The organism is Coleofasciculus sp. G2-EDA-02, from assembly GCF_040226375.1.
Classification (GTDB): domain Bacteria; phylum Cyanobacteriota; class Cyanobacteriia; order Cyanobacteriales; family Coleofasciculaceae; genus Coleofasciculus.
In genome coordinates this window covers 41,289-53,669 of the sequence record NZ_JAVKEW010000152.1, presented here as the reverse complement: position 1 = coordinate 53,669, position 12,381 = coordinate 41,289, and the positions used below count along the sequence as shown (strand labels likewise).

The 12,381-nt window shown below is 45.2% G+C and carries 11 protein-coding genes; 9 read left to right on the top strand and 2 right to left on the bottom strand.

The annotated features are described in order from the left end of the window. Window positions 1–164: 164 nt before the first annotated feature. From RLO19_RS18225 to RLO19_RS18215, 3 genes are all read left to right on the top strand, one after another. Entirely contained in the window at window positions 165–1,238 is a 1,074-nt protein-coding gene (locus RLO19_RS18225; RefSeq protein WP_446358655.1) for a ParA family protein, read from the top strand. Next, window positions 1,222–1,971, top strand: coding sequence for a HEPN domain-containing protein (locus tag RLO19_RS18220; protein ID WP_446358653.1), 750 nt, complete (start codon window positions 1,222–1,224; stop codon window positions 1,969–1,971). Before RLO19_RS18225 ends, RLO19_RS18220 begins: the two co-directional genes overlap by 17 nt. A gap of 275 nt (window positions 1,972–2,246) precedes the next feature. Further along, window positions 2,247–2,420 carry a HepT-like ribonuclease domain-containing protein gene (locus tag RLO19_RS18215; protein WP_446358696.1) on the top strand — a complete coding sequence of 58 codons (174 nt, stop codon included), beginning with the start codon at window positions 2,247–2,249 and terminating at the stop codon, window positions 2,418–2,420. Window positions 2,421–2,722: 302 nt separating this feature from the next. Here the strand turns inward: RLO19_RS18215 and infC (RLO19_RS18210) are convergent, their stop codons facing one another. Next, complete coding sequence (infC, locus tag RLO19_RS18210) at window positions 2,723–3,214, bottom strand: translation initiation factor IF-3 (protein WP_446358694.1); 492 nt, start codon at window positions 3,212–3,214, stop codon at window positions 2,723–2,725. A gap of 191 nt (window positions 3,215–3,405) precedes the next feature. Then, on the bottom strand, window positions 3,406–3,897 hold the full coding sequence (gene infC / locus RLO19_RS18205; protein WP_446358692.1) for a translation initiation factor IF-3: 492 nt from the start codon (window positions 3,895–3,897) through the stop codon (window positions 3,406–3,408). Window positions 3,898–4,062: 165 nt separating this feature from the next. Between infC (RLO19_RS18205) and RLO19_RS18200 the strand changes: the two genes are divergently transcribed. From RLO19_RS18200 to RLO19_RS18175, 6 genes are all read left to right on the top strand, one after another. After that, window positions 4,063–4,863: a radical SAM protein gene (locus RLO19_RS18200; RefSeq protein ID WP_446358652.1), complete on the top strand. Its 801-nt coding sequence runs from the start codon at window positions 4,063–4,065 to the stop codon at window positions 4,861–4,863. A 402-nt stretch (window positions 4,864–5,265) separates the two neighbouring features. Continuing rightward, a complete protein-coding gene (locus RLO19_RS18195) occupies window positions 5,266–5,886 on the top strand; it encodes a 4Fe-4S single cluster domain-containing protein (protein ID WP_446358650.1) in 621 nt (206 codons plus the stop codon). Window positions 5,887–6,619: 733 nt separating this feature from the next. Beyond that, window positions 6,620–7,984: a response regulator gene (locus RLO19_RS18190; RefSeq protein WP_446358648.1), complete on the top strand. Its 1,365-nt coding sequence runs from the start codon at window positions 6,620–6,622 to the stop codon at window positions 7,982–7,984. Window positions 7,985–8,087: 103 nt separating this feature from the next. Continuing rightward, window positions 8,088–8,453 (top strand): response regulator transcription factor, encoded by a 366-nt coding sequence (locus RLO19_RS18185; protein ID WP_446358646.1) that lies wholly within the window; start codon window positions 8,088–8,090, stop codon window positions 8,451–8,453. A 109-nt stretch (window positions 8,454–8,562) separates the two neighbouring features. After that, window positions 8,563–9,135, top strand: a complete 573-nt coding sequence (locus tag RLO19_RS18180) for a chemotaxis protein CheW (RefSeq protein WP_446358644.1) — start codon at window positions 8,563–8,565, stop codon at window positions 9,133–9,135. A 240-nt stretch (window positions 9,136–9,375) separates the two neighbouring features. After that, window positions 9,376–12,246 carry a methyl-accepting chemotaxis protein gene (locus tag RLO19_RS18175; RefSeq protein WP_446358642.1) on the top strand — a complete coding sequence of 957 codons (2,871 nt, stop codon included), beginning with the start codon at window positions 9,376–9,378 and terminating at the stop codon, window positions 12,244–12,246. Window positions 12,247–12,381: the final 135 nt, after the last annotated feature.

The following is a 12,381-nucleotide window of genomic DNA, read 5'->3' as shown; positions in this document are numbered from 1 at the left end:
ATCTCAATTCTGTGCTGATTAGGTTACTATTGGGGCATAAAACCTAGGTAGAGCTAGCATGGGAGTCCTTGAAACTAACCATTTTGCAGAGTAAGTCCGGAAAAGTCAGGCTTACGCTATACTAAAGTCTAAAGTTGGAGAACTAAGAGGCAGTAGTAAGTGCAATGGTTCAAAAAATTGCCTTCTTTAATCACAAAGGCGGAGTCAGCAAAACTACAACCACCTTTAATCTTGGTTGGATGCTTGCCTCAAAGGGAAAAACAGTAATTCTTGTAGATACCGACCCCCAGTGCAACCTAACGGGTATGGCTTTAGGGCAAGGAACAGAGAGCGACGAGGAAAGAATTGAAGCGATTTACAATACACATTCAAATATTAGAACAGGGCTAGCACCAGCTTTTGAGTCACAGCCAAGGGCTATTGAGGCAGTAGACTGCATTCCCATTGAGGGACAAGATGGACTGTTTTTACTGCCTGGTCATGTGGGTTTTGCGGAATATGAAGTCACATTGGGAATTGCTCAAGAGCTAAGTGGCTCAATTCAGGCTCTCAAAAACTTACCCGGCTCTATTACAGATTTATTGAATAAAACTGCTGAAAAGTTTAGTGCAGATTACATTTTGATTGATATGAGTCCGAGTTTAGGAGCAATCAATCAAAATTTACTAATGACCAGTGACTTTTTTATCGTGCCTACTACTGCCGATTTCTTTTCTGTAATGGCAATTGATTCGTTAGCTAAAGTTCTACCCAAATGGTACGCCTGGGCTAAACAAGCTAGTTCACTTCCTGTCTTGAAAGGAGCATCCTATCCCTTTCCTGACATTACACTACGCTTTTTAGGTACTATTGTTCAAAATTTTCGGATCATTCGCGGCAAGGAAACGGCTGCTTTTGAAAAATGGATTCAGAAAATTGAGCAAGATGTTGCTAGAAAACTGATTCCTGTTCTGAGGCAAAATAACATGATGCTTCCCGAACAACTTTATAGGGAGAATGGTATTGATCAAAGTTACACTCTTACGAAAATTCCTAACTTTAATAGTTTAATAGCTCTGTCACAGGAGCATCAAGCACCCGTCTATGCCTTGACACCTGAGCAATTACGTTCTGCTAAATGGCAGGGCAATGTTATAGAAAAGGCTCAAGAGAAGCAAGAAAAATTTGAAAGCACATTTTCGGATTTAGCCGATAAGATTATAGGACTAACGTCTCCTTCCTATGCAGTCAGCGCTTGAGCAATTCCGAATCAGCATTGCTCGTGTTCGAGATCTGATTTCTATTCACAACTCTGTCAAAGCCCAATCAACTCCCGCCCTAGATTTGTCAGATATTTTGAGGGCTGCTCTGGTTCTAGCTGTGAGCGCCTTGGATTACTATGTCCATGAAGTTGTAACCCTAGGAATGCTAGAGATTCACAGGGGTCAGCGTTCCGAACCTAATCCTCCAAACAACAGTTCTGAATCTGCATTTTCTCGTTTTCAAGTTTCCCTAGGTGGCGCACGACAAGAACGATTGATAGCGATGGATATTGCATCCTGGTTAGAGAATGAAATCCAACAAAGTCAAGGTTCCTCATTTTTGCAGCAATCTCACACAGTCTCAGCTTTGCTCCCAGTTATATTAAATAGTGTTTTGAACAGACTGAACAATGCTTCTTGGCTCGAAGATGAAGTCCGAGAACGTCTTAGCTATCAAAGCTTTCAGCAACCTGAAAAAATAGCCGATGCCATTCGACTAATTTCAGATAAGAAATTGTGGGAAGAGGTTGCTCAGAAGTTGGGCAGATCCGCCAAAGATGTTAAACAACAACTGAGTGCGATAGTTGATCGTAGAAACAAAATTGCTCATGAAGCTGATATAGATCCTACATATAATATTGGAAGCCGCTGGTACATTAATGAAATTCTAGTCAGCGATGCAGTTAACTTTGTTGAGCAGGTTGTTGAGAGTATTCACCAAATCCTTTAAGTTATGTTCGTATAGCAATCCTATTTAGGTTGTGGCAATTTTCAAAACTGAAATCCTTGCTATAGCTGGGTTTCAAGCCTCTCGCTTGTTCCATTCTATTTAGGGCTTGCTATAGCATTGAAGTAATTGGCGAAGCGGTTAAACAACTACTTGATACACTACGTTATACCAAATCAGGGTTAGCTACCCCCGTTATAACGAAGTCCGCGTAGGCGGACGAAAGTTTGTGTAGCAGCGATTTCAATCGCCGTGGCAAAAGGGGGTAATAAAGGCGGATTTGGTATCAGAACTATACCACAATTGAATGGCGTGCGATCGCGGGAATGGGTGACCGCTTAATCCATAATTATTTTGGCGTTGATTACCATATTGTGTGGGATGTTGTCACCACCAAAATTCATAAGTTGGATACTGAAATCCTAAAAATTATCGAGCAGGAGTATTTATAGTTTGGCGAAATGAAACGTGAAATCTTCTTATTGTCGGTGGATCATTTACTCCCCTTGACCATCAACCTGATTCGGCTCCGGTAGGAATTCAGGATTCATGATTTGTTCTGGAGTGTAAGGACATGCTTCGGGAAAAACCTGTTCACCTAAGTGAGTTGCTTCTGTGCTGGATCATATCGTGGACTTCTGGTCATTAAACTATCTGTACTTGATCATAAGTTAGAGACAACCAAACATTATAGAGACGTTGCATGCAACGTCTCTACAATCTAAATGATATTATCTGTGAGTGAAAGGCTAATCTAGCCGGGAGCCACCTGAACAATCAGCGATCGCTTATCAAAAGACTGGACTTTCCCCGCTTCGCCGAGATCCGCAATCACACGCTCTAGCAATTCGTTTGCGCGATCGCGATGCTGATGTTCTCGACCTCTCAGACGCACCTGAAACTTAACTAAATTACCTTTATCCAACCAGTCGAGCGCTCTTTTGATGCGTAAGCCGTAATCGGAGTCACCAACATTCGGACGCAATTTCACTTCCTTAAGCGTTGGTTTAGAACTTTGGCGTTGACGCTTTTTCTGCTGGTACTGATGTTTCCCGTAGTCCAAAACCTTCGCCACGGGAGCGTCTTTAGTTTGAGAGACGACTACTAAATCAAGTCCTGCATCCTTAGCGACTTGTAGAGCCTCACGGGTATCAGTCAAACCACGATTGTTATTTTCATGGTCAATCAACAAAACCTGAGGTGATCTGATTTTATGGTTCATCAGTTGTTTCTGTTTCTTAGCGATAAGACTTTCCTCCTAAGTTCAATAGAATATCCTACGGGCTAACTCCTACCAGGGTAACCCAATGCTGATCACCTCACATCCCGCTAAGGTTTGACAAAGGTGATGGTCGATTAGACATCAGCATTGACACTCCCCCGGTTAAAACGCGGGGGCTTTTTTTGCAACAGCGTTACCCACACGGTAACACTAATCTAGGATGGAACAATCTGAAGCACCAGCGCCCGCCGATCAAAAGACTGAACTTTGCCAACTTCACCCAGATCAGTCACCACCCGCTCCAGCAATTCTGTGGCGCGATCGCGATGTTGATGTTCCCGACCCCGCAGACGCACCTGAAACTTCACAGAATCGCCTTTTTTCAACCACTCAACAGCTCTGTTGATGCGTAAGCTGTAATCAGACTCGCCCACATTTGGACGCAGTTTCACTTCCTTGAGCGTTGGCTTGGAACTCTGGCGCTGGCGTTTCTTCTGTTGGTACTGATGCTTACCGTAGTCCAATATTTTTGCCACGGGAGCCTCTTTACGCTCAGAGACTACCACCAAATCCAGACCTACATCTTTAGCCAGTTGTAAAGCCTCACGAGTATCGATCAAACCGCGATTGTTATTCTCGTGATCAATCAACAGAACCTGAGGAGACTTGATTTGACGGTTGATTCGTTGCTTGTCTTTGTTAGTTATAATACCTTCCTCCTACAACTCCATTGGCGGCTAGCTAACTCCTCTTTTAGGATAGCGCAACCCAAACCAACTCACACCATGTCCGGTGGTGAATAGCGGACAATAGAGAAAACATCTCCTCGCAACCGATGTGAGGAATCCTCGTCTAATACAGGAGGAAAAATTATGACCACTCAATCAACCGCCACATTCACCTCCGTCTATGGTCCAGTGGACTCTTGGCGCTACGGGCGATCGCTGGGTATTGATCCCATTGGACTCCAATCAACTTGCTCATTTAACTGCGTCTATTGTCAGCTAGGGGAAATTCAAGTCCGCACCAGCCAACGTCAAGTTTTTGTCCCTACCGCAAAAATTATCCAAGATTTACAAGCTTTTGCCCCTTGGGATGTAGATGTGGTAACCCTCAGTGGTAATGGTGAACCAACTCTAGCCCTCAACCTGGCTGAGATTATTTCCCAGGTTAAGGAAATTACTCACAAACCTGTCTTGGTCTTGACAAATGGCACACTTTTAGGTAATAAAGACGTGCAGGCGGCGTTATCCTTGGCGGATAAAGTCTCAGTTAAACTAGATGCTGTGAATCAAGATCAACTACGGCGTGTCAATCGTCCTGTCATGGAAGTCGATTGGCTCAAAATCTGGACAGGTATCCAGGAATTTCGTCAGGGGTATCCAGGACAAATGGGAATACAAACGATGCTGTTAACCCCACCGAATCAGCCCAGTCAAGAAACTTACATGCAATTAGTGCGATCGCTACATCCCGATGAAATTCAACTCAACACCCCCACCCGTCCTAAACCCTTAACTCATCAACTCGATGGACGTGGTAATCATACCCCCACTGAATCACGTTCCTATCCTGTACAACAACTCAAGCGAGTTAGTCGGGATGTCTTACAAGCCTTTGCCACTAAAATACAAGATGAAACCAATATCCCCGTTCGATGCGCTCCCCGTTGAAAAAGTTTTGAGTGTGTAGGGGCGGGTTTAGGGACTTTCGTCTCGCTGTTAATGATAACATTTTGTTCAAAACCCGCCCTGAAGGGTGTAGGGGCGGGTTTAGGGACTTTCGTCTCGCTGTTAATGATAACATTTTGTTCAAAACCCGCCCTGAAGGGTGTAGGGGCGGGTTTAGGGACTTTCGTCTCGCTGTTAATGATAACATTTTATTCAAAACCCGCCCTGAAGGGTGTAGGGGCGGGTTTAGGGACTGTTAATGATAACATTTTGTTCAAAACCCGCCCTGAAGGGTGTAGGGGCTCTTTTCACTATTATCGTTTCTGACCTCACAAGAGATGCAACTAAACCCGCCCCGATTGAGTTAAAGCGTTGTGGAAATCTTTGACAAAGGACAAAAGACCAATGACTAATGACAAAGAACGAATCACCAATGACATTCCCCCTGGATATCTAAATATTATGGGGTACGTTGACGAGTCAGAAGTGAATGGTCCTGGCTGTCGCGCTGTTGTTTGGGTGCAAGGGTGTAACCGAGAATGCCCTAGCTGTTTCAATCCAGCATCCTGGTCATTTGAAATTAATCAGTTAATCGCAGTTGATGAATTAGCGGATAAAATTTTATCCAATCGCAGTAATCAAGGAGTCACCTTTTCTGGTGGAGAACCTTTTTGGCAAGCACCAGCCCTAGCCCAGTTAGCCAAGAAACTCAAAGCGGCGGGGTTAAATGTTATGTCATTTAGTGGATTTACTTTAGGAGAACTGCAATCACCTGATGCACCTCCAGGCGCACAAGAGTTATTACGACAACTCGATATTTTAGTCGATGGTCCCTTTGTCGAATCCTTAGCAATTAATTCCCCCGATTCACCCGTCTCATCTCGAAATCAGCGCGTCCGTGTATTTAATCCCGCATTAAAAGACCAAATTACCTGGGCTTCTGATCAAATGGAGATTCATATCCTCAAAGATGGCAGCCGCATTGTTACAGGATTTCGAGGTCAGATGAATTTGAGCGAAGGCTAGATGTCATTTGTCATAACGGAAGATTAAGGATTTTAAAACCCGCGTCGGCGGGTTTTGTTTGTGTAGCTGCGGTTTTAACCGCCAAGCCAATACTTTTGATGTAAAGATATATTAATAATACCCCGAAAAAATTAAATTTTTTGAATTATAAATAATCTCTTGAATAGATAAAATTTTTACTATTTTAAATCCTTGAACTTGCACCCCATTGAAATCAAGTGTCGAGGTTAAGGAGAATTATAGACTGAGTTAATTTACCTATTATTTTCAATAAATTCTGACGAAGGATTAACCTGAACTTTAGGAAACGGAGTCTTTTGTAAAGCTTTGTCTAAAACTTACCTCAAATAGTCACTTCAGCTCCGATTCCTCTAGACAAACATGGGAAAGTAAGTTAGTCTGTATTACAGATTGTCTAACGTGTAAGACAATCTCTAAAAGCTCAACTCTTAGCCGATCAGGAGTGACCAGTCGCAGACCAACCAACTGCACATCTTATTCTCCCCGAAAAGAGTTGACCCACCTAGGGACCTCTACCACTCGCGATTGACTAATTTTGAATCTCTAAAGTTTTGGATAACTGAATGCGCCAAATAATTTGTGGCACAACGCTGAAGGACTCCAAGCTTAATTGTTCCCTGCAAAAGCGGCTGAAGTCTAACGCGGGTATAAAACACCGACACTATTAGACATTTCCGGCTTTTGTTAATCCCTTAGTCATAGCAAGAAACCGATGACGGCTAGACAAATTCCCTCTGTAATCTCAACTCCAACGCTCTCTTCCCTAGAGCAAGTTCGGTCTCTTAGAACCTTGCAGCGATTTCAGTTTAGTGGTGAACTGGTGTTGAACGATCCAAAGGGACACCAATGGATATTTTTTTTGTACCTGGGCGGTATTCTTTATGCCACAGGAGGAGTTCATCCTGTGAGACGGTGGCAACGCAATTTAGCCATTCACTGCCCTCAAATTTTGACTCATCCTGATACAATTCGGCGTGATTTAGCCAGTATTAATTCTAAAACATGCTGGGACTATCAGCTATTGTCTCTATGGGTCAAGCAGCGACGAATCACTCCAGAACAAGCTGCCAACATGATTCGTGCGGTGCTTACTGAGGTTGTGTTCGATCTCGTGCAAGCGAAGCAAGTAACCCATCAAATCCAGCATAATTATTCGTTACCCACGAAACTGGTTTTGATTGAAATTGATCAAGCGATCGCACAGGTACAATCTTTGTGGCAGACTTGGCAGAATGCCCAGCTTGCGGATTATTCTCCTAATCAAGCCCCCGTGATCAAACAACCGGAACAGTTACGCAAAAACCGTTCCGTCGAGGTTTACCAAACTTTAACTAACCTACTCGACGGACAACATACATTGCTTGACTTAGCGGTAAAACAGCGTCGGCATGTTGTGGATATTGCCCAAGCGTTAATCCCTTACCTGGAATTAGGCTGGGTAGAACTAAGTAACATTCCCGATTTAACAGCACCCACCCCCAATACGGCAAGGCATAGAGAAAATGTTGGTGCTCACAAGCAAGAAAGCCGAGAAAAATGTAGAGACGAGCCACGGCACGTCTCGCCACGGCACGTCTCGCCACGACACCTCGCAGAGCCAGGGAAAGAGAAGGTTAAAGCTTATCCCACGGGTATTGCCCCCACCTCTGGGAAAGCTAACCTACCGAAAATACCACTCAAAAGTGCAAACGTAGATGCAACTAAATCCCTGGTTGCTTGTGTAGATGACAGTCGTTGGGTGATTCACACCATGGAAAAAGTAATCGGGGCGGCAGGTTACCGATTTATTGGTGTGGAAAATGCCCTGCGAGCCATTCCAACTCTTTTGGCACGAAAACCGGATCTAATCTTTTTAGACTTGGTGATGCCAAATGTAAATGGATATGAGCTTTGCACTCAATTACGCAAACTGTCCTGTTTCCAAAAAACGCCGATTGTTTTTTTGACCGGAAAAGATGGGGCAGCGGATAGACTTCACGCTAAGTTTGTTGGTGCATCGGATTTCTTGAGCAAACCTTTAAGTTCTAGAGATCTGCTCACTGTACTCCACAAGCATATAAAACAGGGTGTTTATTGATTGTTGCTTGTTCATCGTTCAGGGTTAGTAAGGCGATGAATTGACGTGAGTCTGACACTAACTATCATTGACCAATTTCTTTTGTATTCATTAGGTAATTACCATGGGAACAGCTCTAGTTGTTGAAGATTCCTCAACGGATATGCAAATTATCACCAGTTGCTTACAGCAAGGTGGGATCAATGTCTTGGTCGCTCATAGTGGCGAAGAGGCTCTGACTAAAATTAGCACGCAAAAACCGGATGTGATTATTTTAGACATCGTGCTACCGGGTCGCAGTGGTTTTGAAGTTTGTCGCGAATTAAAAGCAGCGGCTGAAACCAGCAATATTCCTGTCGTTATTTGTTCGACAAAAGGAGGTGAAATGGATAAGTTTTGGGGAATGAAACAGGGAGCAGATGCTTACCTAGCTAAACCCGTTGATCAAAACGAACTCGTCCGCACTGTTAAACAGCTCATTCGCACCTAATTAAAGTGTTCCTAGTCAGCACTTTAGTGCTGGTAAGTCAAGCATAAGGCACGCTTCGTGCCTACTACAAACACTAAAGTGCCTACTACAAACAAAACGGTTCGTGACTATGTCTGACACTTTATCAACCCAAAACCTCTTCTCATCGTCCATGCAGATCCAGCTGCGATCGCCTGCGTCTGTAGCTAGTGAAACAGAACAGTTTTTGCGGTTTCATCTGCTACCGGATACAACCGCTTTGTTGTCCGTTCGTCAGTTAACTGAGGTGTTGAATATTCCCATGGGTCAGATTGTCCCCATCCCTCATACACCCCCTTGGGTTATGGGTGTTTATAACTGGCGGGGTGAGATTCTTTGGATGGTGGATGTCGGACATTTAGTCGGACTCACGCCGTGGTATCAGCAGATAACCGGTGCTTCAAATTACACGGCAATTGTGTTAAATACTCCTTCCCCGTCACAAACCTCTACCCAAGTCAAAAGTCAGATACTAGGACTTGTGGTAAACCGTGTCGAAGATATTGAGTGGTGCAATCCCGATGGGATTCAATCCCCACCCTCTGCTCCCGTTACTCCCGAACTTGCTCCATTTTTGCGGGGATATTGGGTGAAATCCACGGGTGAGATGTTAGCCGTTCTCGATGGTACAGCCATTACCGAAGCAATGCCCAAAACTCAGTAGATTTTGTCATTTGTGTTACTTGCTATTCGAGAAGCATGTTTTAACTGCGATTGGCGTCTATCAAAAATCTCTCGAAAGCAGCCAATTGAAGACGGCTGACAACTATCGCCAAAAAAATTCTGCTTAATTTCATAACCTATCCGGTATTGCTTAACCAAACGCAAGGCTTTCCTTTGGCTTGCGGATCAGTTGAGTACTATCCTTTCTACCCTATTGATGTTCAACGATGAGGTTCATATCATGACTCAAACATCACCCAACACAAATTCCGCCAAGAATAACGGTGCTATTTCCAAGCTGACATCTAGTGATGATGGCGCAGCACTCATGGATTATCCCCTTTCTGCTCACAGCCTCTCGACTCCAACCCCAAACGCTCTCAAACGACTAGAACCTGATGGGGGAGGCTATAAGGCAAAGAATCAAACTATTCCCACACAACATTCATCAACCTCTTGGTGGCAACGGCTGAATCTGCGAAATAAAGCCACGGCTGTGGCAATCCTGATTGGTACGCTTCCCGTACTGGTGACTGGAATCACCGCCTACTATTTTGCTGACCGAGCGGTTGTTACAGAAATTGCCGAAGCGAAAATCGCCCGGGCTGAAGGGATGGAAGATAAGGTGATTCGCTTCATGCGGGAACGTTACGGGGATATTCAGGTTATGGCGAGTCTGCAAGTTCTCACTGATCCCAAACTGGTTGAATCAACAACCCTGGCTCAAAAACAAACCACTCTGGACAACTACATCGAATTTTACAAAATCTATGACAGCATTGCCGTGTTTGATCTCAATGGCAATGTGATTGTACAGTCTCAGGGAGAGCCTTTAGGTAACCACAGCGATCGCGATTACATTCAAGCCGCCCTCAAACTGGATCAACCCTATATTGGCAACCCTGGGATCTCTGATTCCAGTGGGAAGTTTGTGATCCACATTGCTGCACCCGTTAAAGATCAAGTCACGGGTAAAACCATTGGCACTATTCGATCTCGTATGCCTGTGGAAGCTCTTGATGACTTGGTTTCCAGTTTCGGCGCTGGCGGTGACCAATACCACCTAATTGACTTGTCTGAAGAAACGCCTGAAATTTTCGTATCCAACCAGCCGGATAAGCAGCAAAAGAATGCCGCAGAAGTGTTTGCTCACTTTGAGCAATTGAAAACTGCAGGCAAGCCAGGAAGTACGGTGACAACTGACACGATTGATAACAGTCAAGACTTGTTAGCTTATGCTCCCTTACACGAACTTGAAGGTGTGCCAAAACTTCCCTGGAGTGCGGCTGTAGCCACGCCAACCAAGATTGCGTTTGAACCGCAGCGACAGTTACTTCTCGCTCTAGCTAGTGGTACAGCGCTCACCGCTTTGCTGGTGTCAGCGGTAGCCGCCGCCATTGCCAACCGCGCTACAACCCCAATTGTGAGTGCCGCCGACGCGGTAACCAAAATTGGTCAGGGAGACTTGGATACCCGTCTAAACGTGGCTGGGGAAGACGAACTGGCTGTCTTGGGTAAAAACATCAACGACATGGCTCAACAGCTCGGAAGTTTGGTGCAGCAACAAACCTTGGCAGCAGAAAAGGCAAACTTATTGGCAGAAATTACCAGTGTCCGTTCCTTTGACGCCCAAGCGATCCAAGATATCTTTGATATCGCGGTGATTAATGCTCGCAAAATCTATAAAGCGGATCGGGTAATTGTTTATCGTCTCAACTCTGACGGCAGTGGCGAGGCTATGGCTGAATCCGTGACGCCCGGTCAGTTTCATGCGTTTAATAGCAATATCAAACATCCCCCCCTGTCGCCAAAACAGCTTGCCACTCACAGCGATGACGGTATTGTGGCAATCACCAATATTACCGCCGCTGGGTTATCGGCTGAACAGTTAAAGTTTATGGAACATCTAGAAGTAAAGTCTACCCTAGATGTTTTACTCCTGTCTCAAGGTCAACCCTTTGCCTTGCTCAGCGTTCACCACTGCCAGAACTCCCACCCATGGCAGCCAGAGGAAATCGATTTCCTCCAACGCTTAGCCGACCAAATGCGACTGTCTCTTGACCGACTGACTCTACTTGACCAAACGCGAAACCTGGCGGAAGAACAGCGTCAATTGAAAGAAGGTTTGCAACACCGAGCTTTGGAACTGCTCAAGGAAGTAGACCCGATTAGTAAAGGTGACCTAACCATTCGCGCACGAGTCACGGAAGATGAAATTGGTACGATCGCGGACTCCTATAATGCTACCGTTGCTAACCTGCGGAAAATCGTTAACCAGGTGCAAGCGGCGGCGGGTCAAGTGGCTGAAACCACGAGCTTTAATGAAGTTGCGGTTCAATCCTTGGCAGAAGAAGCGCTGCACCAAGCCGAAGAAATTTCCGTCGCTCTTGACCGCGCCCAAGAAATGGCTCAGTCGGTGCGAATGGTCGCGAATAACGCTGAACAAGCCTTAACCGCTGTGCAAGAAGCGTCTCAAATGGTACAAGCAGGAGACGTGGCGATGAACCGTACTGTAGACGGGATTCTCGCCATCCGCGAAACAGTAGCAGAAACGGCGAAAAAAGTCAAACACTTGGGTGAATCCTCACAAAAGATTTCCACCGTCGTTAACCTGATTAGCACCTTTGCCGCCCAAACCAACTTGCTGGCGCTCAACGCCTCCATTGAGGCAGCCCGCGCCGGGGAAGAAGGACGAGGGTTTGCGGTGGTTGCCGACGAAGTGCGATCGCTGGCACAACAGTCAGCCGATGCGACGAGTGAAATTGAAAAGCTTGTGGCGGCGATTCAAGCGGAAACTAACGAGGTGGTAACTGCAATGGAAGCAGGTACAGAACAGGTAGTTATGGGTACAAAACTCGTAGATGAAACCCGCGCCTCCCTGAACCAAATTACCACCGTATCCGCCAAGATTAGTAAACTCGTTGAAGCCATTACAGATGCCACATTAATTCAGACACAAGCCGCTGAATCTGTAACTGAAACCATGACAAAAGTAGCAAACATTGCCGCACACACATCCACAGGAGCCAGTGACGTATCTTACTCATTTGAACAACTCCGACAAGTCGCGCAAGCGTTACAAGCAGAAGTGGGTCAGTTTAAATTGAGTTAATCATTTTTCATTCGTCATTTGTTGATTGAATTTAGGGTGATCGCCAATTAATCCCGATATTCGCGACGTTTCGTTTCGTTTCGTTTCGTTTCGTTGCGTTTCGTTTCGTAACGTAGGGGCGAAGCATTCGCGCCT